The 24,154-nt window shown below is 70.5% G+C and carries 18 protein-coding genes and 1 pseudogene; 11 read left to right on the top strand and 8 right to left on the bottom strand.

Annotated elements, in window-relative coordinates; genetic code table 11:
* Positions 1–43: 43 nt before the first annotated feature.
* The 3 genes from QSK36_RS02285 to QSK36_RS02295 form a co-directional block, all read right to left on the bottom strand.
* Positions 44–1,153, bottom strand: coding sequence for a HesA/MoeB/ThiF family protein (locus QSK36_RS02285; protein WP_285781156.1), 1,110 nt, complete (start codon positions 1,151–1,153; stop codon positions 44–46).
* An 85-nt stretch (positions 1,154–1,238) separates the two neighbouring features.
* Positions 1,239–1,952, bottom strand: a complete 714-nt coding sequence (locus QSK36_RS02290) for a DUF1707 SHOCT-like domain-containing protein (RefSeq protein ID WP_285781157.1) — start codon at positions 1,950–1,952, stop codon at positions 1,239–1,241.
* Positions 1,949–2,572, bottom strand: a complete 624-nt coding sequence (locus QSK36_RS02295) for a PadR family transcriptional regulator (RefSeq protein ID WP_285781158.1) — start codon at positions 2,570–2,572, stop codon at positions 1,949–1,951. Before QSK36_RS02295 ends, QSK36_RS02290 begins: the two co-directional genes overlap by 4 nt.
* A 493-nt stretch (positions 2,573–3,065) precedes the next feature.
* On the opposite strand from QSK36_RS02295, the gene QSK36_RS02300 reads away from it, so the two are divergent.
* A complete protein-coding gene (locus tag QSK36_RS02300) occupies positions 3,066–3,788 on the top strand; it encodes a metal-dependent hydrolase (RefSeq protein WP_183536289.1) in 723 nt (240 codons plus the stop codon).
* A gap of 255 nt (positions 3,789–4,043) precedes the next feature.
* A complete protein-coding gene (locus QSK36_RS02305; RefSeq protein ID WP_285781159.1) occupies positions 4,044–6,818 on the top strand; it encodes an aconitate hydratase in 2,775 nt (924 codons plus the stop codon).
* 182 nt (positions 6,819–7,000) lie between these two features.
* Here the strand turns inward: QSK36_RS02305 and QSK36_RS02310 are convergent, their stop codons facing one another.
* Positions 7,001–7,339 (bottom strand): type II toxin-antitoxin system PemK/MazF family toxin, encoded by a 339-nt coding sequence (locus QSK36_RS02310; RefSeq protein WP_285781160.1) that lies wholly within the window; start codon positions 7,337–7,339, stop codon positions 7,001–7,003.
* A complete protein-coding gene (locus tag QSK36_RS02315) occupies positions 7,317–7,631 on the bottom strand; it encodes a hypothetical protein (protein ID WP_183536294.1) in 315 nt (104 codons plus the stop codon). Before QSK36_RS02315 ends, QSK36_RS02310 begins: the two co-directional genes overlap by 23 nt.
* 177 nt (positions 7,632–7,808) lie before the next feature.
* Here QSK36_RS02315 and QSK36_RS02320 point away from each other — a divergent pair, with 177 nt between their 5' ends.
* The 6 genes from QSK36_RS02320 to QSK36_RS02345 all read left to right on the top strand — a co-directional run bounded on the left by QSK36_RS02320 (position 7,809) and on the right by QSK36_RS02345 (position 14,377).
* Positions 7,809–8,534, top strand: coding sequence for a sulfite exporter TauE/SafE family protein (locus QSK36_RS02320; RefSeq protein ID WP_285781161.1), 726 nt, complete (start codon positions 7,809–7,811; stop codon positions 8,532–8,534).
* 79 nt (positions 8,535–8,613) lie between these two features.
* Positions 8,614–8,901 carry a hypothetical protein gene (locus tag QSK36_RS02325; protein ID WP_285781162.1) on the top strand — a complete coding sequence of 96 codons (288 nt, stop codon included), beginning with the start codon at positions 8,614–8,616 and terminating at the stop codon, positions 8,899–8,901.
* Positions 8,902–9,740: 839 nt separating this feature from the next.
* Positions 9,741–10,862, top strand: a complete 1,122-nt coding sequence (locus QSK36_RS02330; RefSeq protein ID WP_183536298.1) for a sugar ABC transporter substrate-binding protein — start codon at positions 9,741–9,743, stop codon at positions 10,860–10,862.
* A gap of 206 nt (positions 10,863–11,068) precedes the next feature.
* A complete protein-coding gene (locus QSK36_RS02335) occupies positions 11,069–11,845 on the top strand; it encodes an ATP-binding cassette domain-containing protein (RefSeq protein WP_139574663.1) in 777 nt (258 codons plus the stop codon).
* Entirely contained in the window at positions 11,842–13,089 is a 1,248-nt protein-coding gene (locus tag QSK36_RS02340; protein WP_139574664.1) for a sugar ABC transporter permease, read from the top strand. The genes QSK36_RS02335 and QSK36_RS02340 overlap by 4 nt, the downstream gene beginning before the upstream one ends.
* 82 nt (positions 13,090–13,171) lie before the next feature.
* The gene (locus tag QSK36_RS02345) at positions 13,172–14,377 is read left to right on the top strand and encodes an ROK family transcriptional regulator (RefSeq protein ID WP_225898021.1); all 1,206 of its coding nucleotides are present in this window, start codon (positions 13,172–13,174) and stop codon (positions 14,375–14,377) included.
* Positions 14,378–14,886: 509 nt separating this feature from the next.
* Here QSK36_RS02345 and QSK36_RS02350 read toward each other — a convergent pair.
* A pseudogene (locus QSK36_RS02350) lies at positions 14,887–15,219 on the bottom strand (helix-turn-helix transcriptional regulator); the annotation flags it as partial.
* 51 nt (positions 15,220–15,270) lie between these two features.
* Positions 15,271–16,062, bottom strand: coding sequence for a neutral zinc metallopeptidase (locus QSK36_RS02355; protein ID WP_285781163.1), 792 nt, complete (start codon positions 16,060–16,062; stop codon positions 15,271–15,273).
* A gap of 240 nt (positions 16,063–16,302) precedes the next feature.
* Here QSK36_RS02355 and dxs point away from each other — a divergent pair, with 240 nt between their 5' ends.
* Both dxs and QSK36_RS02365 read left to right on the top strand, forming a co-directional pair.
* Entirely contained in the window at positions 16,303–18,216 is a 1,914-nt protein-coding gene (dxs, locus tag QSK36_RS02360; RefSeq protein WP_285781164.1) for a 1-deoxy-D-xylulose-5-phosphate synthase, read from the top strand.
* Positions 18,217–18,282: 66 nt separating this feature from the next.
* Positions 18,283–19,764, top strand: a complete 1,482-nt coding sequence (locus QSK36_RS02365) for an amino acid permease (RefSeq protein ID WP_285781165.1) — start codon at positions 18,283–18,285, stop codon at positions 19,762–19,764.
* Here the strand turns inward: QSK36_RS02365 and QSK36_RS02370 are convergent.
* Positions 19,730–20,350, bottom strand: a complete 621-nt coding sequence (locus tag QSK36_RS02370) for a LysE family translocator (protein ID WP_183536303.1) — start codon at positions 20,348–20,350, stop codon at positions 19,730–19,732. The two genes, QSK36_RS02365 and QSK36_RS02370, sit on opposite strands and share 35 nt — an antisense overlap.
* A 288-nt stretch (positions 20,351–20,638) precedes the next feature.
* Between QSK36_RS02370 and QSK36_RS02375 the strand changes: the two genes are divergently transcribed.
* Positions 20,639–24,112 (top strand): LamG-like jellyroll fold domain-containing protein, encoded by a 3,474-nt coding sequence (locus tag QSK36_RS02375; RefSeq protein WP_285781166.1) that lies wholly within the window; start codon positions 20,639–20,641, stop codon positions 24,110–24,112.
* The last annotated feature ends 42 nt before the right edge of the window (positions 24,113–24,154 follow it).

Below are 24,154 nucleotides of genomic sequence, written 5' to 3' on the forward strand. Positions count from 1 at the left end.
GCGCGAGAAAACATCTAAATGTTCGGATAGCGCACATGATCGGTCAAGTCCTATTTTGTGACTCGGTCGATTTCCGCTGACTTCCACAGACCGGGCAGTCCGGACGAGGCGGATGCCGCACCCAGACGTGCTGGTCCGGTGCGATGAGGTTCAATCCGACGACCGTTCCGGTGGCGGGCTCGGGCACTCCGGTGATCAGCGAGATCACCGAGTGGGCGACCAGGTGGCCCGAGACGCCGGCCGAGGCGGCGACCACGCCCGGTCCTCCGAGGTCCACCGGAAGACCCGGTCTGCGGCGGCGCGCCTCGCCCGCGGCCAGGCACTCGTAGCAGGCGCCCCGCCCGGGGGCGAAGGCGCCCACGGTCACGAGGGGACCGTTGTAGCCTCCGCCGGCCCACGGCACGCCGGCCCGCGCACAGATCCGGTTGGCCCAGATCCGGATGCCGGGCTCCCTCGGCTCGTCGGCGCACAGCGCGAGGACGTCGGCGCCCGCCACCACGGACAGCAGGTCCCCCTCGCTGCCGATCGCCCGCCGCTCGCCGGTGACCTCGATGTCGGAGTTGAGCCGGCGCAACCTGCCGACGGCCGCGTCCACCTTGGCGCGGCCGAGGTCGTCCTCCGTGTAGAGGACCTGCCGGTTCAGGTTCGACAGTTCCACCACGTCGGCGTCGACGCAGTGCAGGCGACCGACGCCGGAGGCGGCGAGCGCCCATGCGGCGTGGCTCCCCGTGCCGCCGAGGCCCAGCACCACGACCCGGGCGGCCCGCAGCCGCATCTGCGCGTCCCACCCTTGCCGTCCCGGCGCGAGGTCGACCTGATGGAAGAACGCCTGGCTCCTGTCGTACCGCTCGCGCTCCCGTTCGCTGAGCTCCCCCGGTATCGGGGCCGAGGCGTCCTCCACATGTCCCGACGCGATGAGGGCGGCGACGATCCGCGAGGCCTGGGGCGCGGAAACGCCGGGCAGCCGCCGGCACACGGCCTCCGCGACGTCGGCGGGAGACCGGGTGCCGTCCATCAGGGTGAGCGCGGCCCACGCGCCGCCCGTCGGATCGCTGATCTCGGTGGCCAGCCCGTAGATCTCGCCTCCGATGCGCACCGTTCCGTCATCGAAGCGGTGCGGCTCGTGCTTCCGCTTGACCCGTGGCAACAGCACGTGTCCCGGTTCCTCCTCGGCAGACGGCTGACGCGCTCCTACCGAGAAGTCATCACCTGGAGCTCCATTACGCAAGACCCGGAGGTCAGTGCCGGGTGTGGTACCGGTCGTGACGGCGGTGGTGGGCCAGGCCGAGCACCACCTTCACCAGCAGGGCGACGAACAGGAGCTTGAGCACCAGGAACGGCGGCCACATCGGACCGGCCGCCAGGACGACGATCGCGGCCACCGGGATGAGGAACATCGCCGGATGCCGATTGCGGCCGTGCCGCCGCGGGGCCATGCCGTGTCCCCAGTTGCCATATGCCCAGTTGCCATATGCCCAGTGCGGGCCGCCGGGCCGGGAGGGGCCGTACGGGCCGTACGGCCCGGGGCGCGCGCCCATGGGGGAACCGGGGAAACCTGGCAAGCCGGCGGGCGGGAAGCCCGGGTGCCACGGGCCCCCGGCCCGCGCGTCGCCGGCCCGGCGGCCGCCGCCCGGCGCGCCCCCCGTCCGGGCGTCGTCCGGCCACGCGCCGGGCAGGTCGGCGGTCACCCGCCGCAGGTCCTCGGCCGTGCGCGCCGAGAGCGTCGCGTCGAGGCGCTCGTCGAGTTCCTCGCGGGTGATGCGGCCCTGCGCGAACGCGTCGTGCAGGAGCCGCGTCACCTCGTCGCGCTCCCGGTCGCCGATCCGCAGCCCGCCGTGCGCCGAACCGCTCGGCGGGGCGTGGCCCGCTGACCCTGCGCTCGGCGCCTCGCCGCCGCGGGAGGCGTGTGCGCCGCCTGTGGCGGCGGGCTCGTCGGGGGAGACCATCGTCATTCCTCCACAGGGTCGCCGTCGGCGAGGATGCGGTACAGCTGCCGCCTGGTCTCGGTCAGGACCTGCCTCGCCTGCCTGACCTGCCCCTCGGTGCCCGAGTGGGCGATCTGGAACAGCGCGGACGCCGCCTGCCTGGACAGGTCGAACAGCTCGTGGACGTTGTCCCCGATGTCCGGCGTCATCTCCTCCCATGGCGCCCGGACCTCGTCCCCGTGCTCCTCGACGTAGGCGCGGCCGGCCTCGGTGAGCTGGAACGTCTTGCGCCCGTCGGTCTCCTCCGCGCGCACCAGGCCCTCGTCGGTGAGCTGCTGCAGCGCCGGGTAGACCGCGCCCGGGCTGGGCTTCCATCCGCCCTGGCTGCGCTCGGCGATCTCCTGGATGATCTGGTAGCCGTTGCGCGGCTCCTCGGAGAGCAGGGCGAGGATCGCCGCCCGTACGTCACCCCGCTTGGCCTTCCTGGGCCGCCCGAAGCCCCGGGGGCCGAACGGGAAGTTGCCGCCCGCCCACGGCGGCCCGAACGGGCCGGGCCCGAAGCCGCCCCAGGGGCCGCGCCCCCGCATGCCGCCCCTGTGCCGGTGCTCGTGAGGGCCCCCGCCCTCGTGATGTTCCTGGTGCCACATGACTGCCCCCTTCGTCAACGCCTCGCGCAGCGCGCGCCGCATCTCATGCCTGAACTCGTGTCGGAATCGGTGTCCGAACTCCGGGCGGGCCCAGGGCCCGCCGACCGCGTGTGCCGAACTCATCGCAGTGCCCCCTTCTGGTTCACGATTCGTCTGGTTCACGATCCGTTCTCGATGGCTCAACGATATATCGCGATCGTTCTCGCGACAATCCCCGGGTAAGAGTGACATAGCTCACGAGGAAGTTTTTCGAGTAGGGGGAACAGGCCCCGAGACCGTAGCGTTATCTCTCACGAAGACGGGATCGTTCTGCTCTGAGAGGGCTGGGGGGTGCTCTTGGAGCGGGACGATCCCGTCTTTGTGTTTTCGGCCGCCGTCACGTGGCACGTTCCTGCCGTCGCCGAGCCCCTGGGGTGCGACACGGGCCCGGCGGGTGGGCGCTTCGCGGAATTTGTCGGTGCTTTGCCGTACAGTCTCAAAGCGTGATCTTGTCATGATGGGGCACTCGCACGCCCTCAGCGGGGCGGCGGTGTGGCTGGCGGTCGCGCCGGCCCTGGTGGCGCTGCCGGACGCGCTGGGACATCCGGAGCTGGCGACGTTGACGGGGCCGATCCTGACCCCGCCCGAGCTCGTCGCAGGCGCCGTGGTGTGCGCGGGTGCGGCCATGCTGCCCGATCTCGACCACCCCAGTGCCACGATCGCCCAGACGTTCGGACCGGTGACCTGGCTGCTCAGCAGAGGTGTCAACTTCGTGAGCGGCGGGCACCGGCACGCCACCCACTCGCTGCTGTTCAGCGTCCTGGCGGGAGTGGGCGCGCACCTGCTCGGCGACCGCTACGCCATCGGCCGCGACATCCTGGTCGTGCTGATGATCGGCCTGGCGATCCGCGCCGTCGGCATCGGCGTGCCCGGCAAAACGCTCACCTCCGCGATCGTGAACGTGGGACTCACCGCGGGGCTGTTCCTGACCTTCATGACGCTCGGGGTCACCTACTCCTGGCTGGGGCTGGCCATCGGCGTCGGCTGCCTGGTGCACGTGATCGGCGACTGCCTGACCGAGCGCGGCTGTCCCGTCTTATGGCCGATCAAGGGGCGCTGGCTCCTGCCGTGGGACATCGGCATCAAGACCGGCAAGGCGTTCGAGAAGCAGTTCCTCGGCCCCGCCCTGTCGATCGTCGTGATCGCGCTGTTCTGCCTGCGGCTGATGCCCGCCTGAGCGGGGACGCGCCCGGCGCGTCCGCAGGAACTTCCCGAATGCTGAAAAATCCGGCTGTTTGCCGATGTCAGCGCTTTGGCCGACGGCCTACCTGCAAGTAACTTGATGTCGAGATATCTTGAGGGATATCTTGATGTCGAGACATCCGTCGACCCGCACAGGTTAGGGCAACCTAATTGTCAGGAGTGTCCCGTGCGTGCGGGAGGATGCACACGAAACCTGAGACAAGCCCGGAACCCTGGGGAGGCGAACTTCGTGTCCGCGAACAGCTTCGGCAGCCGTGACACGCTGCGCGTCGGTGACGCGTCATACGAGATCTACCGGCTGGACGCCGTCGAGGGGTCGGCGCGCCTCCCGTACAGTCTCAAGATCCTGCTGGAGAACCTGCTCCGCACCGAGGACGGCGCGAACATCACCGCCGACCACATTCGCGCCATCGCGGGCTGGGACCCGAACGCCCAGCCGAGCGTGGAGATCCAGTTCACCCCCGCCCGCGTGATCATGCAGGACTTCACCGGCGTGCCCTGCGTCGTCGACCTCGCCACGATGCGCGAGGCCGTACGCGACCTGGGCGGCGACCCGGCGAAGATCAACCCGCTCGCGCCGGCCGAGATGGTCATCGACCACTCGGTCATCGTCGACTTCTTCGGCCACCCCGACTCCTTCGTCCGCAACGTCGAGCGGGAGTACGAGCGCAACCGCGAGCGCTACCAGTTCCTGCGCTGGGGCCAGACGGCGTTCGACGAGTTCAAGGTCGTCCCGCCCGGCACCGGCATCGTCCACCAGGTCAACATCGAGCACCTGGCCCGCGTGGTCATGACCCGCGACGGCAAGGCGTACCCGGACACCTGTGTGGGCACCGACTCCCACACCACGATGGAGAACGGCATCGGCGTGCTCGGCTGGGGCGTCGGCGGCATCGAGGCCGAGGCGGCGATGCTCGGCCAGCCGATCTCGATGCTGATCCCGCGGGTGGTCGGCTTCAAGCTGACCGGCAAGCTGCCGGCCGGCGCCACCGCGACCGACCTCGTGCTCACGATCACCGAGATGCTGCGCAAGCACGGCGTGGTCGGCAAGTTCGTGGAGTTCTACGGTGAGGGCGTCTCCAGCGTGCCGCTGGCCAACCGCGCCACGATCGGCAACATGAGCCCCGAGTTCGGCTCCACCTGCGCCATCTTCCCGATCGACGGCCAGACCATCGACTACCTCAAGCTCACCGGCCGCTCGCCGGAGCAGGTCGCGCTGGTCGAGGCGTACGCCAAGGAGCAGGGCCTGTGGCTCGACCCCGCGGCGCCCGAGCCCGCCTTCAGCGAGTACATCGAGCTCGACCTGTCGACCGTCGTCCCGTCGATCGCCGGGCCCAAGCGCCCGCAGGACCGCATCCCGCTGGCGGACGCCAAGTCGGCCTGGCGCGCCGCGGTCCGCACGTACGTCACGGACGACAGCATCGAGGGCCCCGCCGACGAGGCGTCGGCCGAGTCGTTCCCGGCGTCGGACTCTCCGGCGATCTCCCACAGTGGGGCGGGCGATGTGCCGCACACCGTGCGGCGTAACGGCGAGCGGCCGCACCGGCCGACCCCGGTCACGCTGTCGGACGGCACCTCGTTCGAGATCGACCACGGTGTCGTCACGATCGCCGCGATCACGTCCTGCACGAACACCTCCAACCCGTACGTCATGCTCGGCGCGGCCCTGCTGGCGAAGAACGCGGTGGACAAGGGCCTGTCGCGCCAGCCGTGGGTGAAGACGTCGCTCGCCCCGGGCAGCCAGGTCGTCACCGGCTACTTCGAGCGGTCCGGCCTCCAGCCCTACCTGGACAAGCTGGGCTTCAACCTCGTCGGCTACGGCTGCACCACCTGCATCGGCAACTCCGGCCCGCTGGAGCCGGAGATCTCCACGGCGATCCAGGAGAACGACCTCGCGGTCACCGCCGTGCTGTCGGGCAACCGCAACTTCGAGGGCCGGATCAACCCCGACGTCAAGATGAACTACCTGGCCTCGCCGCCGCTCGTGGTGGCGTACGCGCTGGCCGGGACCATGGACATCGACCTGAACAACGAGCCGCTCGGCGTCGGCTCCGACGGGCAGCCGGTCTTCCTCAAGGACATCTGGCCCGCGCCCGAGGAGGTCGCGGCGGTGGTGTCGGAGTCGATCAGCCAGGACATGTTCCAGCGTGACTACGCGGACGTGTTCAAGGGTGACGAGCACTGGCAGTCGCTGCCGATCCCGACCGGCGACACCTTCGAGTGGGACCCGGAGTCGACGTACGTCCGCAAGGCGCCGTACTTCGACGGCATGCCCGCCAAGCCCGAGCCGGTCACGGACATCCGGGGCGCCCGGGTTCTCGCCAAGCTGGGCGACTCGGTCACCACCGACCACATCTCGCCCGCGGGCGCGATCAAGGCCGACACCCCGGCGGGCCGCTACCTGCGGGAGCACGGCGTCGAGGTCAGGGACTTCAACTCCTACGGCTCCCGCCGCGGCAACCACGAGGTGATGATCCGCGGCACGTTCGCCAACATCCGGCTGCGCAACCTGCTGCTCGACGGCGTCGAGGGCGGCTACACCCGCGACTACACCAAGGGCGGGGAGCAGGCGTTCATCTACGACGCGTCGCAGAACTACCAGGCCGACGGCATCCCGCTGGTCGTCCTGGCCGGCAAGGAGTACGGCTCGGGGTCGTCGCGTGACTGGGCGGCCAAGGGCACCGCGCTGCTCGGCGTGCGCGCCGTCATCGCGGAGTCGTACGAGCGCATCCACCGGTCGAACCTGATCGGCATGGGCGTGCTGCCGCTGCAGTTCCCCGAGGGCGAGAGCGCCGACTCGCTGGGCCTGACCGGCGAGGAGACCTTCGACATCGTGGGCGTCGAGGAGCTCAACACCGGCTCGACCCCCGCCACCGTCACCGTGCGGGCCGGGAACGTCGAGTTCCAGGCCGTGGTGCGGATCGACACGCCCGGCGAGGCGGACTACTACCGCCACGGCGGCATCATGCAGTACGTCCTGCGCTCCCTCCTCGCCAAGAGCTGACACGGCTCGCAACGCGCTGACATCGCGTCTGCCGCGAACCGGCGGCCCGGTCGACCACCGGGCCGCCGGCCCGGCCCTGCGCCGGGCCGGCGTCGCCCGTAGAAGGCCCGAGCCCTTGCCATGCGGCACGAGGACCTTGCGCTTCCGTCCTCCGAGGACGGAAGGCGCTCCAAGCGACTCGACTACGCCCTGATGAGATGGCTCAGGACGACGCGCATCTTCGCGAGCGCCGGCTCCTCCACCCAGCCGATCCTCCTGGTCAGCCGCTGCACGGAGACGGCGCGGAACTGCTCTACCATCGCCCAGCTCTGCTTCTCCAAACCCGTGCCGGGGGCGATCTCGACATGGCTGGGCCAGCCACGCTCAGTGGTGGTCAGCGGCACGGTGAACACCAGGCCCATCCGCACGTCGTTGACCGCGCGGCCGCTCATGACCACCATGGGCCTCGGCCCGCCCTGCTCTCGGCCCGTCGGTTGACCGTAGTCGGCCAGCCAGAGGTCACCGCGCGTTATCCGCATCATGCTCCTTCGGGGGCAGGTGGGAGGACCAGTCCTCCGGCTCGAGACCGTCTGGAGCGGCGCGGTCGAAGACGGCGGTCTCCGCCAGGTAGTCGGCCCAGCCCTCGGGGTCCTCTCGCCGGGTCCGCTCGACCGCTGCTCGCATCTCCTCCCAGAACTTCTTGTGTTCGTATTCGGCGACGGCGTCGTCGATCACTGCTGTCATGGGTCTGCCTTCCTGCTTGGCGATCGCCGCGAGTTTGTCGCGAGTGAGAGTGCTGACCCGGATCGTCGTGTGGCGTTGCTCGCTCCCCATACCGCGAGGCTACGATCCTGTCTACAAAAAGCGCTATGGCGATGTCGCCACGTGGGAGTCTACGAAGGTTCTGATTACTCTCGCAACATATTTCAATTACTGACGGTGATTGTCCGAGTTCCTGGGCCCGGATAACCGGTTGCCGTGCGGCGTGGGGGCACCGCTAGGGTCCGGCGCATGGATCACGACGTGACGTTGCTGCTCATCGCAGGCGTGGCCGTCTTCATCGGCGCCGTCGTGCAGGGCGGGGTGGGCTTCGGGCTGGGCCTGGTGGCCGCACCCCTGATCACGCTGCTCGATCCCTCGGTCATGCCGGGGGCGGTCCAGGTAGTCAACATGGCGATGCCGCTGCTCACCCTGGCCAGGGAGTGGCGCAGGGCTGAGTGGCGGGGAGCGGGGTGGGCCCTGCTGGGCCGGCTGCCGGGCAGCGCGATCGGCGCCCTCGTGGTCGTCTACGTGAGCGCGGCGACGCTCGGCGTGCTGGTCGGCGTCATGGTGCTGGTCGCGGTCGTGCTGACGGCCCGCGCCGTGTCCGTGGCGCGCAACGGCGCGACGCTGACGGCCGCCGGGTTCCTCTCGGGGATCACCGGCACGGCCACCGGGATCGGCGGCCCGCCGATCGCCCTCGTCTACCAGAGCGCCCGCGGCCCGCAGATCCGGGCGACGCTGGCGATGTACTTCTGCGTGAGCGCCGCCCAGTCGCTCGTCATCCTCGCCGTCCTCGGCAGGCTTCCGGGGCGCGCCCTGGCCGCGGGAGCGGCGCTGGTCCCCTTCGTCCTGCTCGGTTTCGCGGCCTCGGGGCCGCTGCGCCGCTACCTCGACGGCGGGCGGGTCCGTACGGCCGTCCTGGCGGTGGCCGCCGTCTCCGCCTGCGCGCTGCTCGGGCAGAGCCTCGCCCACTGAGCGCGCCTGTCGGAGATCCGAGGACTGGACAGTCCCTCTCAAGATCGGCAGTCTTGTTTCCTCACACGTAGGGGGAGCGATGATCAGCAGCGTCCTGGGGGTGCTCATCTCGCTCGCCGTTTCGGCGACGGTGATGTTCTTCGTCATCTACTGGGCCGTGCGGCTGGGGTTGCGGCACGAGCGGATCAGGGCGCAGCACGCTCAGGCGATTCAGCAGCCCGCATACGGTCCGCCGCAGCAGCCTTACGGGCCGCCTCCCGGTTACGGCATGGCGCAGCCAGGGCCGCCAGCGCAGCCGATCCAGCCGGTGCAGCCCGTTCAGTCGCCGCAGCGGCCTTACGGGCCGCCGCCGGGCCACGGCGGATAGCCGTACGGCGGCAGGCCGCGGAATCGGGTCAGGCGGACGACTCCCGCAGGCGCTCGACACGGACGCCGCGCAGGAGCAGTTCGGCGGTCGCCGCGGCGGCGAGCACGGCCGGGGCGTAAACGGAGGCGAAGCGGTCGTCCAGGCCGGGCAGCTTCCGGTCGCCCGGCGTCCACGGCCTTCAGATGGCCGTCCCGCCGCACGTCCAGCCTCATGACGCCCAGATCGCCCGGCGGATGCTCGAAGTCGGCGGTGCCGGTGGGTGTCGACTCGACGCGCAGCTCGCACGTCCCCGTACGGCGGGCCGGGGGCAGTCCCCACTCGTAGACCGTCCGCCCGAGCCCGAGGGGTCGGCGAGGGCGACGCGCTCGCCCGGCGCGATGTCCGATGACAGGTCGTGCACGACCTCACGGCCGCCGGCGCGGCAGCTCGGCGACTGGCAGGACAGGACGGGCTGGGGCATCACCGGCCTCCGCGTCGCCGGCCCCGCCGCCACGCACGGGGGGCGTCCCTGCCGACGGTAGGAGTCCCGGGGTCACGAACGTGTCACAATCACCCGTCGAACCAGGCGGGACGTAACGCCGTCCGATGTTGATCGGGCGTTTCTTCATTGTTACCGCGAACAACAAACGTTACCGTCCTGTGTCTTTCACCACCTGCGCTTTGGGCTTACGTTGTCTCAAACAACATTCCCTGGAGCGGTGAACGCCGTGACCCGGCCCCTGCCGTACCGGGTGGCCAAGGTGCCTACAGCCCACAAGATCTGCCCAGACGGCGGGAAGGGGCACCGGCTCGGCCGCACCCCCTCATAGACCCCCAGCCAAAGAAAGGACCCACGCATCATGCGCAAGGGGATCCTCAGCATCGGCGCCGCCGCCGCGGCGCTCACCCTCGGTCTCACCGCCTGCGGGGGCGAGAGCGGTGACACCTCCGCGCAGACCAGCGGCGCCCCCTCGGCCGCCGCCGGTGACGCCAAGCCCGGCAAGATCGGCGTCATCCTGCCGGACAGCAAGTCCTCCGCCCGGTGGGAGACCGCCGACCGCAAGTACCTGGAGGAGGCGTTCAAGACGGCGGGCGTCCAGTACGACATCCAGAACGCCCAGGGCGACAAGACCGCCTTCCAGACGATCGCGGACCAGATGATCACCAACGGCGCGACCGTCCTGATGATCGTCAACCTCGACAGCGGCACCGGCAAGGCCGTGCTGGACAAGGCCAAGTCGCAGGGCGTCGCGACGATCGACTACGACCGCCTCACGCTCGGCGGCAGCGCCTCCTACTACGTGTCGTTCGACAACACGGCGGTCGGCAAGCTGCAGGGCGAGGGCCTGGTCAAGTGCCTGACCGACAAGAAGGCCGACAAGCCGATCATCGCCGAGCTGAACGGCTCGCCGACCGACAACAACGCGACGCTGTTCAAGCAGGGCTACGACGGCGTGCTGCAGCCGAAGTACGACTCCGGCGACTACAAGAAGGGCCCGGACCAGTCGGTTCCCGACTGGGACAACACCCAGGCCGGCACGATCTTCGAGCAGATGCTGACCCAGGAGCCGAAGATCGCCGGTGTCCTCGCGGCCAACGACGGCCTCGGCAACGCCGCGATCTCCGTGCTGAAGAAGCAGAAGCTGAACGGCAAGGTCCCGGTCACCGGCCAGGACGCCACCGTGCAGGGCCTGCAGAACATCCTCGCCGGCGACCAGTGCATGACGGTCTACAAGGCCATCAAGAAGGAGGCCGACGCCGCCGCGCAGCTCGCCGTCTCGCTGGCCAAGGGCGAGCAGCCGCAGGCGAGCGGCACGGTCAAGGACACCGAGGGCAACCGTGACGTCCCCTCCGTGCTGCTGGAGCCCCAGGCCATCTTCTTCGACAACGTCAAGGACGTCGTGGCCGACGGCTTCGTGACCAAGGACGAGCTGTGCACCGGCGACTTCGCCGACAAGTGCACCGAGGCCGGCGTCAGCTAAGCACATCCATCCACCGGGTGCGTACGGCGACGCGGACCCCCTGAGCGGGTGACGTGCTGAGCCGCGACGAGCACCGTGCGGGGCGCCCCGTCCTGACCTGGCACCGTTCTGACCAGGCACAGGGCGCCCCGCACCGCCCGGAGCGACGAGAGGCGGCCCGGAGAACGGCGCCGTACCGGCCCCATCGATCTACGGAGTAGCCCATCGTGTCCCAGGGACCGATCCTGGAACTGCGCGGCATCAACAAGAGCTTCGGCCCCGTGCAGGTCCTTCACGACGTCGCCTTCTCGGCCTATCCGGGCGAGGTGACAGCACTCGTCGGCGACAACGGCGCCGGCAAGTCGACGCTGGTCAAGTGCATCGGCGGCATCCACCCGATCGACTCGGGCGAGTACTTCTTCGATGGCGAGCGGGTCCACGTGAGCGGGCCCAGGGACGCGGCGGCGCTGGGCGTCGAGATCGTCTACCAGGACCTCGCCCTCTGCGACAATCTCGACATCGTGCAGAACATGTTCCTCGGCCGCGAGCGCCGCAGCGGTCTGGTCCTGGACGAGGACACGATGGAGGAGATGGCGGCCAAGACCCTGGCCGGCCTGTCGGTCCGCACCGTCAAGTCGCTGCGCCAGCACGTCTCCAGCCTGTCCGGCGGTCAGCGGCAGACCGTGGCGATCGCCAAGGCCGTGCTGTGGAACAGCAAGGTCGTCATCCTCGACGAGCCGACCGCCGCCCTCGGCGTCGCGCAGACCGCCCAGGTGCTCGAGCTGGTCCGCCGCCTGGCCGACAGAGGTCTCGCGGTGGTGCTCATCTCCCACAACATGAACGACGTCTTCGCCGTGTCCGACCGGATCGCGGCGCTGTACCTGGGCCGGATGGCGGCCGAGGTCAAGGCATCCGAAGTGACTCACGCGCAGATCGTGGAACTGATCACCTCCGGGCGCAGCGGGGAGCTCGGCCTCAAGAACGGCAACGGAGCGGCATCATGACAACCGAAACGCTCCCCAAGCAGGAGAACGCCGAGTCCGCGCTCGGCGGGCACGTCAAGGGCTACCTCGAGCGGGTCAAGGGCGGTGAGCTGGGGGCGCTTCCCGCGGTCTTCGGCCTCGTCATCCTGTGCGTGGTCTTCTCGGTCCTGCGCCCGGCCTTCCTGTCGGCGGTCAACTTCGCCAACCTGTTCACCCAGGGCGCGGCGGTCGCCGTCATCGCCATGGGCCTGATCTTCGTGCTCCTCCTCGGCGAGATCGACCTGTCCGCCGGTTTCGCGAGCGGCGTCTGCGCGGCGGTGCTCGCCGTGCTGCTGACCCTGCAGGGCTGGCCCTGGTATCTCGCGGTCCTGGCCGCGATGGTCACCGGCGCGGTCATCGGCCTGGTGCTCGGGTCGCTGGTGGCCAAGCTCGGTATCCCGTCCTTCGTGGTCACGCTGGCGGCGTTCCTGGCCTTCCAGGGCGTCGTGCTGCTGCTGGTGAAGGACGGCACCAACATCTCGATCCGCGACGAGACGATCCTCGCGATCGCGAACAAGAACGTCCCGCCGGTCGCCGGCTGGGCGGCGCTGGTCGTGGGCGTCGCCGCGTACGCCGCCATCCAGTTCGTGCAGGCGCGCCGCCGCGCGTCCCGCGGCCTGGTCGCCACCCCCGTCGCGGTCATCGCCGCCCGGGTCGCGACGCTCGCCGTGGTCGCCGGTATCGCGGTGTACGTGCTCAACCTGGAGCGCAGCCGCAACGCGGCGCTCGTGTCGCTCAAGGGCGTGCCGATCGTCGTCCCGCTGATCGTGATCCTGCTGATCGTCTGGACCTTCGTGCTGCGGCGCACGGCGTACGGCCGGCACATCTACGCGGTCGGCGGCAACGCCGAGGCCGCCCGCCGGGCCGGCATCAACGTGGACCGCATCCGCATCTCCGCCTTCGTCATCTGCTCCTTCATGGCCTCGCTCGGCGGCATCATCGCGGCGTCGCGGGCCAACTCGGTCGACCCCAACACCGGCGGCAGCAACGTGCTGCTGTTCGCGGTGGGCGCGGCCGTCATCGGCGGCACCAGCCTCTTCGGCGGCAAGGGCCGGGCGCTCGACGCGCTGCTCGGCGGCGCGGTCGTCGCGGTCATCGAGAACGGCATGGGCCTCATGGGCTACAGCGCCGGCGTCAAGTTCGTCGTGACCGGCTCGGTGCTCCTGCTCGCCGCGGGCGTGGACGCGCTGTCGAGGAAGCGCGCGGCGGCGACCGGCAGAAGATGACGTGATCGGGCCCGATAAGGTGATCTCCGACCCCTGACCTGCTCAGGTTCCCCCCGACCCCACGGAATCCGAGGCTGCCCCGATGATGCGCGCCGGTCCCTCACAGGAGGAGATCCGCAAGCACAATCTCGGGACGCTGCTACGGCACGTCCACCTCGGAGGGCCGACCTCGCGGGCCGAGCTGACCTCGCTGATGGGGCTGAACCGGAGCACCATCATGGCGCTCACGGCGGACCTGACGGCGGCCGGCCTCGTCAGGGAGGAGCTGCCCAAGGACACCGGCCGGGCGGGACGGCCGTCGCTGGTCGTCCGCCCGGAGACGGCCCGCGTCTACGTGCTCGCCTTCGAGGTCGGGGTCGACCGGCTGGCGGCCGCGCGCATCGGCCTCGGCGGCGTGATCCTCGACCGCCGCGAGGCGGTGCGGGCGCGCGAGCCGTTCGACATGGCCCAGGTCGTGGGGACGCTGGCGGGCTTCGCCCGGCAGATGCGGCGCAAGACGCGCGAGGACACGATCTGCGTCGGCGCGGCGGCGGCGGTCTCCGGAGTGGTCCGCGCCTCCGACGGCGTGGTCAGGATCGGGCCGAACATCGGCGCGTTCGAGGTGCCGCTGGGGGAGGAGCTGACCAAGCGGCTCGCGCTCGGGCTGCCCGTGGCGATGGGCAACGAGGCCAACCTCGGCGCGCTCGCCGAGCACACCCGCGGGATCGGCGCCGGCTGCCGCGACCTGATCTACCTGCACGGCGACGTGGGCATCGGCGGCGGCATCATCGTGAACGGCCAGCTCCTCGGGGGGTACGGCGGGTACGGCGGAGAGGTGGGCCACATGATGGTCAACCCCGACGGCCGCCGGTGCGCCTGCGGCTCGCGCGGCTGCCTTGAAGCCGAGGTGGGGGAGCCGGCTCTGATGGAGCACGCCGGCCGGTACGGCGAGATGATCGGCAGGGACGCGGTCCGCGCCGTCGTCGACGCCGCCGACCGGGGCGACGTGATGGCCCAGGAGGCCCTCGCCCACGTGGGCAACTGGCTCGGGCTCGGCGTGGCCAGCCTGGTGAACATCTTCAACCCCGAGATGGTCGTCTTCGGCGGCATCCTGCGGGAGATCTACCTGGGCTCGGCCGCCCAGGTGCGCAGCCGGATCGCCACCGGCACCCTGCGCGCGACGCGGGAGCAGGTGCGGCTGCGCACCTCGGCCCTGGGCGACGACGCGACGCTGATGGGGGCGGCTGAACTGGCGTTCGCCCAGGTGCTCGCCGACCCCCTCGAAGCGCTGTCCCGGGTCGCTCCCTAAGAGGCGGCGCCGGGTGGCGCGGCGGGCGGCGCCAGAGCCCCGGCAGCACCTCCTGAACCCGCGAGAGACGCTTGACCGGCTCGGTGTGACATGCAGCGTCGAGACGTGAGTGAGATCACGAAAGCGAGTCCGAGACCCGGCTCCAGCCGCCCCTTGCGGGAAAACATGTTCTGCCGCCACCTCGCACGCCGCCGAAGACGCTACGCGGCAATGACGACCGCCCTGAACTGCCGCTCCAGCGTCTTGGCCGCACCGCCACGACAGCTCTCGGCGATGGTCTCGGCCACAATCCGGCGTCGCGCGGGAGACCGAGGGAGTGATCTGAGCCACAGCCGGATGCCTCCACTCGTACGAGGCGTCCGGCGCCGTCGGCGTCACCCCCGGGTGACCCGCCCGTGCGGCGCCGGCCCTCGCCGGGCAGCGTCACCGGCCGGTCCAGGTGCTTCAGCACCCATGCCCGGGTACGGGCCCTCCTCCTCGTCAGGCGGCTCGGGATGCGGGTACGTGGCCCGGTAGCGGCCGGGCGTGATGCCGTACTCGCGTTTGAACGCGGCGGCGAACGCGATGTCCGACGAGTAGCCCGTCCGCCGCGCCACCGTGCGCAGCGGCAGGTCGGACTCGCGTAGCAGCCGGGCCGCGATCGTCATGCGCCACCAGGTGAGGTACGTCAGGGGTGGCCGCCCGACCAGCGTGGTGAACCGGCCGGCGAAGGCCGCGCGGGACAGCCCCGCCCGCGCGCCCAGCTCGGCGACCGTCCACTGCCGGTCGGGAGCGGTGTGAACGGCGGTGAGTGCCGCCATGACGGCCGGGTCGGCCAGCGCCGCCGTCCAGCCGTCGGCCGCGGGGTCCCCGGCCCGCTCCTCGACCGGCAAGATCGTCCTCACGGTCCGGCGTCAGGCGGTCCTGGACGCGGGGGCGGAGAAGGTGTCGCACACCTTCGGGCCGCGACCCGACCAGCCGCGCGTGAGCCAGTAGCGGATGTTGCGCGTCTTGCCGTGCCACATGTCGCCTTCGACCTCCGCGAGCTGCTCGTCCCAGTCGTGCCGGTCGCGGCCGAGCGAGGGCCAGACGCTGCGGACGAAGGCTCCGGAGAAGCACTCGGCCTGCAGCTCGACGCGGCGGTTGAGGTCGTAGGCCCGCTTCCCGCTCAGCTTGTGGGACTGCCGCTCGAACTCGGCCAGGATGCCGGCGCGGTCCTGCGCGTAGTGGCCGTACTCGTGGGTGACGATCGTGAAGAGTTCGAACCCCATGGGGTCCGACAGCTCCTCCTTGGACAGCATGATCCACATCGTCTTGTTCCTGGGGCAGTACAGGGCCGCGGCGTAGCTCGCCACGTACTGGCCGCAGCCCGTGTACACGCTCTTCGTGATGTAACGCACCCTGGGCGGGGAGAACCGCAGTCCGGCCTGCCGGAACCTCTCGCTCCAGGTCCGGTCGAGGCAGCCGAGCAGGTCGTCCAGGTAGGCCCGGTAGGAGTCGAGGTCGTCGGCCCGTCGGCCCGGCTCGGCGCACTCCGAGGATTCGAACGCGCCCGTGGCGTAGAGCGGGTTCCTCGTCAGCGCTCCCGGGCCGGTGGGCATGGGCCGCGCCGAGGCGCCGGAGGCGCCCGCCGTGCCGGTGAGGGACAGGGCTCCCGCCACCGCCGTGACCGCGACGGCGGCCACGCGGAGGCTTATGCGAATCATCAGTGGGCATCCCAAGCGGACAGAGAGCTAGTCAGGAATGTGGCGAATCGCCCGAAGATCCGGTAATGCGGACTTTCTTTCCGGTGGATCATGAGGGTAGGGCAGGAGGCGGCGACGGGTAAAGCGGGATCGACGTCGGCACCGGGAAGGTCTCGTGGAGGTTCGGTGCAACCCCTGATACCCCCGCACCTTCCTCGAACTAGACTCGATCCGTTCGATGGCGAGCGGGAAGGATGAGCGGTGGGGATTCTGGAGACGATCAAGGACCCGCTCGACGTGAAGCGCCTGGAAGAGGGGGAGCTGACCGTGCTGGCGGCGGAGATCCGCGACCTGCTGGTCTCCTCCGTCGCGAAGACCGGCGGCCACCTCGGGCCCAATCTCGGCGTCGTCGAGCTGACCATCGCCCTCCACAGGGTCTTCGACTCGCCGCGCGACCCGATCTTGTTCGACACCGGCCACCAGGCGTACGTGCACAAGATGCTGACCGGGCGGGCCGGGCAGTTCGGCACGCTGCGCCAGGAGGGCGGCCTGTCGGGATATCCCAGCCAGGCCGAGTCCGAGCACGACGTCATCGAGAACTCGCACGCCTCCACCGCCCTGTCGTACGCCGACGGGCTGGCCAAGGCGATCACGCTGCGCGGGGAGGCCGGCCGCACGGTGGTGGCCGTGATCGGCGACGGCGCGCTGACCGGCGGCATGGCCTGGGAGGCGCTGAACAACATCGCCGGGCGCAAGGACCTGCCGCTGATCATCGTGGTCAACGACAACGGCCGCTCCTACTCGCCGACGATCGGCGGTCTCGCCTCCCACCTGTCGTCCCTGCGGATGACCCAGGGCTACGAGCACGTGCTCGAACTGGTGAAGAACAACCTCGGCCGGGTGCCCGTCGTCGGCGCGCCGCTGTACGACACGCTGCACGGCATCAAGAAGGGCCTGAAGGACATCCTGACCCCGCAGGTCATGTTCGAGGACCTCGGGCTGAAGTACGTCGGCCCGATCGACGGCCACGACGAGGGGGCGGTGGAGGCCGCGCTGCGCCGCGCCAGGGCCTTCCGCGGGCCCGTCATCGTCCACGTGCTCACCCGCAAGGGCAACGGCTACACGCACGCGGAGAACCACGACGAGGACTGCTTCCACGGTCCCGGCCCGTTCGACCCGCTGACGGGCGAGGAGCGGCCCAAGCCGCACAGCTGGACCAACGTGTTCAGCGAGGAGATCGTGAAGATCGGCGGCGAGAGGGACGACGTCGTCGCGATCACCGCGGCGATGCTCCACCCGGTCGGCCTGGCGGCGTTCGCCGAGGCGTACCCGGACCGGATCTACGACGTGGGCATCGCCGAGCAGCACGGCCTGACCAGCGCCGCCGGGCTCGCCATCGGCGGCCTCCACCCGGTCGTGGCCCTCTACGCGACATTCCTCAACCGCGCCTTCGACCAGCTCCTGATGGACGTGGCGCTGCACCGCCTGCCGGTCACCGTCGTGCTCGACCGCTCGGGTGTGACGGGGGACGACGGCCCCAGCCACAACGGCATGTGGGACCTGTCGATCCTGCAGGTGATCCCCGGGCTGTCGATCGCCGTCCCGCGCGACGGCGCGCGGCTGCGCGAGCTGCTGGCCGAGGCGGTTGGGATCGACGACGGCCCGTCGGTGGTCCGCTACCCCAAGGGCGCCCTGCCCAAGGACGTGGAGGCCGTCGGCAAGCTCGGCGAGATGGACGTGCTCCGCGCCGGCGACGCCGACGTGCTGCTGGTCGCGGTCGGCCCGATGGCCGAGATCTGCATGGAGGCCGCGAACCTCCTGGACGCACAGGGCATCTCGGCCACCGTGGTGGACCCCCGCTGGGTGAAGCCGCTGGACCGGGCCCTGGTGCTGGCCGCCGCCGCGCACAAGCTGGTCGTCGTGGTGGAGGACAGCGGCCGGGTCGGCGGCGTGGGCGACGCCGTGGCGCGCCTGCTGCGCGACGCCGACGTGGACGTGCCGGTGCGGACCTACGGCATCCCCCAGCGCTTCCTCGACCACGCCAAGCGGGCCAAGATCCTCTCCGAGATCGGCCTGACCGGGCAGGACCTCGCCCGTCAGATCACCGAGGCCGTGGCGCGCCGGTCGCAGGTGATGGAGAGCCATCCGGCGCGGCTTGTGCAGCCCACCGATTGATAACCAGGAGTAATACCGGTGTGACCGGGAAGTCTGCAGGTCATCGACGTGATGAGGAGCCTGCGGATGAGCCTTTTCCGGACGAAGCCGGTAGAACAGTCGATTGAGGATGCCGAGGGCGGCGAGCATCGGCTCAGGCGCAGCCTGAGCGCTCTCGACCTCACCGTCTTCGGCATCGGCGTCATCGTGGGCACCGGCATCTTCGTGCTGACCGGCGTGGCGGCGCGCAACACGGCCGGTCCGGCCGTCGCAATCTCCTTCGTGGTCGCCGGGATCGTGTGCGCGCTCGCGGCCCTGTGCTACGCCGAGTTCGCCGCCACGGTCCCGGTCGCCGGCTCGGCCTACACCTACGCGTACGCGACGATCGGCGAGTTCCCGGCCTGGGTCATCGGCTGGGATCTGATGCTGGAGCTGGCACTGGGTGCGGCGGTGGTCGCCTCGGGCTGGTCGGGCTACTTCGCCTCGCTGCTGAAGAACTTCGGGATCTACCTGCCGTCGTCCATCGCCGGCGACGACGCCGTCTTCAACATCCCGGCGGCGGTGATCGTGATCCTGCTGACCGGGGTGCTGGTGGCCGGGATCAAGATGTCGGCCCGGTTCAACGGCGCCATGGTGGCGGTCAAGCTGGCCGTCGTGCTGCTCGTGATCATCGCCGGGTTGTTCTTCATCAAGGGGGCCAACTACCAGCCGTTCATCCCGCCGGCCCACCACATGGCCGCCGGAGAGGGCATGAAGGCCCCGCTCATCCAGGTGCTGTTCGGCGTGCAGCCGGTCGCGTACGGCGTCTTCGGCGTCTTCACGGCCGCCGCCCTGGTGTTCTTCGCCTACATCGGTTTCGACGTCGTGGCGACCGCGGCCGAGGAGACCCGTCGCCCGCAGCGCGACCTGCCGATCGGGATCATCGCCTCGCTGGTCGTCTGCACGATCCTCTATGTGGCGGTCTCGCTCGTGGTCGTCGGCATGCAGCACTACTCGGAGCTCAGCGCGTCGGCCCCGCTCGCCGACGCGTTCCGGTCGGTGGGCCAGCCCTGGATGGCGACGCTGATCAGCGTCGGAGCCATCGCCGGGCTCACCACCGTCGTGATGATCCTCATGCTGGGCCAGAGCCGGGTGCTGTTCGCCATGTGCCGCGACAGTCTGCTGCCCCGGTCCCTCGCCAAGGTCCACCCGACGTTCCGCACGCCGTACCGGATCACGATCGTCATCGGCGCGGTCACCGCGCTGCTCGCGGCGCTGATCCCGCTGAGCGCCATCGCGGAGCTGGTGAACATCGGCACGCTGTTCGCGTTCGTCATCGTCGCGGTGGCGGTGGTGGTCCTGCGCAGGACCCGCCCCGACCTGCCCCGCTCCTTCCGCACGCCGTTCGTGCCGGTGGTGCCGATCCTGTCGGTGCTGGCCTCGGTCTACCTGATGCTCAACCTGCCCGTGGAGACCTGGATCCGGTTCTTCGCCTGGATGGTCGTGGGCACCGGCGTCTACTTCCTGTACGGCCGCCGCCGCAGCAGGGTGGCGGCTACCACCCCTGGGGAAGCAGTCCTCGAACGGTGAGCACGGCGCCGACGGCGGCGAGCAGCGCGCCGCTCGCGCCCAGCAGCAGGCGGTAGCCGCGGGGGGTCAGCCGGTGCCGGCCGGCCCCCACGGCTCCCGCAAGGGCAACCTTGGAACCCACCAGGACCAGGTAGAACCCGCCCACGAAGGCCAGCGCGTACGCGGGGGCCCGGTCCCAGGCCGAGACGAAGATCGGTGAGCCGACCGCGATCCAGAACAGCCAGGGGTGGGGGTTGAGCAGGTTCACCACCACACCGCGCAGGACCTCCCCTGCCGAGGAGGGCGCGTCCTCGCCGGGGCGGGGCGGCAGGGCCGTACGGGCCTCGCGCAGCGTCTCCACCCCCAGATACACGACGTAGAGCCCGCCTCCGACCGACAGCACGCGCAGGAGCACCTGCGGCAGCGCCCCGACGGCCGTCACGGCGAGCAGCACCACGGGCAGGTCGGACAGCAGCGGCACGCAGGCCAGGCGCACCCCCGAGCGGAACCCGCCGCGCAGGCTCGCCGTGATGACGAGCGTCAGCAGCGCACCGGGCGTGACCCCCGCGCCCAGGCCGAGGCTGAGCCCCATCAGCAGTTCCGTCACGCCGGTAACCTCCCGTTTCGTCCGCACGAGAGGCTATCGCCGGTCGATCAGCGCGAGTACGCGGCGGGCGAGATCACCCCGGGCGAACCACCGCGCCGGCGCGGTCGCGGCCCGTCGCCGCCCCGATTCGAGGCGTGGTCACCCCGCGGGCGACCACGGCCGGTTGCTGGGCCGGTTGTGCCGGTTGACCCCGGTTCACGCCGAATGAACCGGCGGTGGACCCGGTCCTGATCTCCTTGCGGCGAACCATCGCGGTTCTGTGCGTACCCCCCGCTTGTTGGAGACCCGATGCGCTTTCGCCCGCGCGGCATCGCCCTGGCCGCCGCCGTCCTGCTGACGGCCGGTGCCGTACACCTCGGACCCGCCCTGCCCGCGACGGCCGAGCGCACCTCCGGCCCGACGCCGGCTCCGGCCGTCGCCCCGACGGAGAGGGAGGCGGTCGAGCTCGCGCGGACGTCGCGGCAGCGGGTGGAGGCGCTGTCGCTGCGTACGGAGAACCGCCAGGTGTTCGCCAACGCCGACGGCAGCCTCACCTCGGAGACCTCGGCGCTGCCCGAGCGGGTACGGCGTGGCACCGGCTGGGCCGACGTCGACCCGACTCTGGTCTTCGGCGCGGACGGGACCGTGCACACGGTGGCGACCCCGCTGGAGCTGACCTTCTCCGGAGGCGGGACGGCCCCTCTGGCCGCGATCGGCGAGGGCGGGCGTTCGGTGGCGATGACCTGGCTGGAAAGTCTGCCCAAGCCGTCCCTTGAGGGGGACACCGCGACGTATGCCGAGGTGCTGCCGGGGGTGGACCTGAAGGTGACCGCGTCGGTGCTCGGCTTTTCCGAGGTGCTCGTGGTCAAGTCCAGGCAGGCCGCCGCCAACCCCGCGCTGAACCGGCTCACCTTGGGCCTGCGCGCGAACGGGCTGAGCGTGCGCAAGACGGCGACCGGCGGCCTGAGCGCGGTCACCGAGTCGGGGGCCGAGGTGTTCCACGCGCCCGCGCCGCGCATGTGGGACTCCTCGGGAGTGCCTGCCGCCGCCGCCACGCTGAAGGCGGGGCCGGCGGGCGCGGGCAGGCAGGCCGTCATGGGCGTGGACGTCGGCCCGGACCGTCTCGCGCTCACCCCGGACAAGAACCTGCTGACCGCAGCCGACACCACCTATCCGGTCTACATCGACCCCCAGTGGTCGGGGTCGAAGCTGGCCTGGACGTACGTGGACAAGGCCTACCCGTCGCAGGAGTACTGGAACTCCAGCCACATGCCGGAGGCGGGCTCCTATGGCGGCGGCGTCAAACGGTCGTTCTTCCGGATGGACTCCGACAACGTCAACGGCAAGCACATCCTGAAGGCGACGTTCCGCATCACGCAGGTCAAGTCGTGGGGCTGCACCTCCGATCCGCAGGCCGTGCAGCTCTGGCTGACCGGTGGCATATCGTCCTCGACGACCTGGAACCGTCAGCCGTCCTGGAGCAGCCATCTGGACAGCGTCGCCTCCGACGCGGGATACAGCTCCTCCTGCCCGGACAAGGGCATCGAGTTCGACGTGACCGGCGCGATCGTCAAGGCCGCCAAGTCGGGCTGGTCGAACACGACGTTCGGGCTGAAGGACTACAACGACACCAGCGGCAGCGAGTGGGGCTGGAAGGGCTTCAGCAGCTCGCCGAAGCTCGTCATCGACTACAACACCCCGCCGGCGGCCCCGTCGGGCATCGGCACCTACCCGGCGACCCCCTGCGTCACCGGAGCCTCCCGCCCGGCCGTGAACGCCGGTGACGCGGCCAACCCGCTCCAGCTCAAGGCCCGCATCTACGACCCGGACAAGGCCAACGACGGCGTACGGGCCGAGTTCGTCCTGCACCACTACAACGCGGCCACCGGCGTGTGGGACGACATCACCTCGACCATGCCAGGCGGCGGCAAGACCGCCTACAAGTACACCACCTCGGCCACCGACCACTCGGTCAAGCTGGCCGGGCTCGTCACCGGTCACAGCTATGGCTACAAGGTAAGGGCCTACGACGGCACCGACTCCAGCGCGTGGAGCAAGTGGTGCGAGTTCACCGTGGACACGATCGACCCGACCACCTTCCCCAAGGTGACCTCCGCCGACTATCCGGCAGACACCCCCGACGACTGGAAGGGCAGCGTGGGCTGGGCGGGCGGGTTCACGCTGGCCCCCGGCGACGGCGAGAGCGACGTGACGGCCTTCCGATGGGCGCTGGACGACCCCGCCCTGGCCACCGCCGCCACCCAGGTGCAGATCCCCGCCGGGCAGACGTCCGTCAACGTGCGCCTCGCCCCGCGCCATGACTGGCTGAACGCCCTGTTCGTCTTCCCGGTCGACCGGGCGGGCAACGTCGGCAAGACCCCCGCCGTCTACAGCTTCTACGTCAACGCCGGGTTCGGCCCGGAGGGGCACTGGCGGCTGGACGAGACCTCGGGCACCACGGCGGCCGACTCCGGGGCGACGACACATCCGGCGACGATCGCGGGCGGCGCCACCTGGTCCGGTGGCCGCGTGGCCGGGGGTCTGCGCCTGGACGGCGGCACCGGGTACGGCAGCACGGACGGCCCGGTGGTGCACACCGACAGGAGCATGAGCGTCTCGGCCTGGGCGCTGCTGAACGACAAGAGCAAGAACTCCACCGTGGTCAGCCAGGACGCCGTACGCGGCACGGGATTCCAGCTCTACTACTCCTCCGGCTCCAAGCGGTGGGTCTTCAGCAAGTTCGACGCCGACGTCGACGACAAGACCATCATCCGGGCGATCAGCGACGCCGAGCCGACGACCGGCATCTGGACCCACCTGACCGGCGTGTGGGACGCTCCCCACAGGCAACTGCGCCTGTACGTCAACGGCATTCTCCAGTCCACGACGGGTCCCTTCCCCTACGCGCCCTGGGACGCGACCGGCCCGCTGCAGATCGGCCGGGTGCGGTCGCACGGCGCGTACATCGAGAACTTCGCCGGCGACATCGACGACGTGAAGATCTGGAAGCGGGAGCTGTCGGACGACCCGCGCACCGTCAACGACCCGGCGCTCGGCAACGAGATCGCCGCCATGGCCAAACAGCCGCCCATCCAGCGCGGCTTGTGGACATTCGACGAAGGCACGGGCACCACCGCGGCCAACTCCACCGACAGCCGCTGGCCCGCGGCGCTCGGCGGCGGCGCCGGCTGGTCCGGCGACGGCTTCGACGGCGGCGGCGCGCTCAGCCTCAACGGCACCACCGGCTACGCGACCACCCCGTCGGCGCCGCTGCGCACCGACCACAGCTACGCGGTGACGGCCTGGGTGCGCCTGTCAGGCGACGACACCTGCGTGCTGCCGAGCCACGCGATCACCGTCCTGGCCCAGGACGGAGCCACCTACAGCTCCTTCTACCTCGGCTACCGGCTCATCGCCGAGAACGGCGTCGCGGTGCCGCACTGGTCGTTCTCGACGACGCCTGACGCCGCCAGCGGCACCCTGACGCACGCCATCTCGGCCGACCCCGTCGACTGCTCGGCGCTCAACACCTGGACCCACCTGGCGGGTGTGTACGACGAGCAGTCCAAGCAGATCCGCCTCTACGTCAACGGCCAGCTCAACGACCAGCGTCCCGTCACCGGCGGATGGGCGGCAGGGGCGCTGCAGATCGGCCGCGCCAAATACCGCAGCGCGGCCGTGGACTACTTCAGCGGTGACATCGACGACGTCCGCGCCTACACCGGCATCCTGACCGACCGCCAGGTCGTCAACATCGCGATGAACCTCCCCCTGGACGGCTGACCGCCGCCTCGTCCCCCCCTCTCATCCACGTTCAACCGGAGG

This window comes from Microbispora sp. NBRC 16548 (genome assembly GCF_030268985.1).
Classification (GTDB): Bacteria; Actinomycetota; Actinomycetes; order Streptosporangiales; family Streptosporangiaceae; genus Microbispora; species Microbispora catharanthi.

Excerpts from the sequence above, each read along its gene's own strand:
- QSK36_RS02290 (WP_285781157.1), bottom strand. The coding sequence starts at position 1,952 with ATGACGATGGTCTCCCCCGACGAGCCCGCCGCCACAGGCGGCGCACAC.
- QSK36_RS02295 (WP_285781158.1), bottom strand. The coding sequence starts at position 2,572 with ATGTGGCACCAGGAACATCACGAGGGCGGGGGCCCTCACGAGCACCGG.
- QSK36_RS02300 (WP_183536289.1), top strand. The coding sequence starts at position 3,066 with ATGATGGGGCACTCGCACGCCCTCAGCGGGGCGGCGGTGTGGCTGGCG.
- QSK36_RS02310 (WP_285781160.1), bottom strand. The coding sequence starts at position 7,339 with ATGATGCGGATAACGCGCGGTGACCTCTGGCTGGCCGACTACGGTCAA.
- QSK36_RS02315 (WP_183536294.1), bottom strand. The coding sequence starts at position 7,631 with ATGGGGAGCGAGCAACGCCACACGACGATCCGGGTCAGCACTCTCACT.
- QSK36_RS02320 (WP_285781161.1), top strand. The coding sequence starts at position 7,809 with ATGGATCACGACGTGACGTTGCTGCTCATCGCAGGCGTGGCCGTCTTC.
- QSK36_RS02325 (WP_285781162.1), top strand. The coding sequence starts at position 8,614 with ATGATCAGCAGCGTCCTGGGGGTGCTCATCTCGCTCGCCGTTTCGGCG.
- QSK36_RS02330 (WP_183536298.1), top strand. The coding sequence starts at position 9,741 with ATGCGCAAGGGGATCCTCAGCATCGGCGCCGCCGCCGCGGCGCTCACC.
- QSK36_RS02340 (WP_139574664.1), top strand. The coding sequence starts at position 11,842 with ATGACAACCGAAACGCTCCCCAAGCAGGAGAACGCCGAGTCCGCGCTC.
- QSK36_RS02345 (WP_225898021.1), top strand. The coding sequence starts at position 13,172 with ATGATGCGCGCCGGTCCCTCACAGGAGGAGATCCGCAAGCACAATCTC.
- QSK36_RS02355 (WP_285781163.1), bottom strand. The coding sequence starts at position 16,062 with ATGATTCGCATAAGCCTCCGCGTGGCCGCCGTCGCGGTCACGGCGGTG.
- QSK36_RS02365 (WP_285781165.1), top strand. The coding sequence starts at position 18,283 with ATGAGCCTTTTCCGGACGAAGCCGGTAGAACAGTCGATTGAGGATGCC.
- QSK36_RS02375 (WP_285781166.1), top strand. The coding sequence starts at position 20,639 with ATGCGCTTTCGCCCGCGCGGCATCGCCCTGGCCGCCGCCGTCCTGCTG.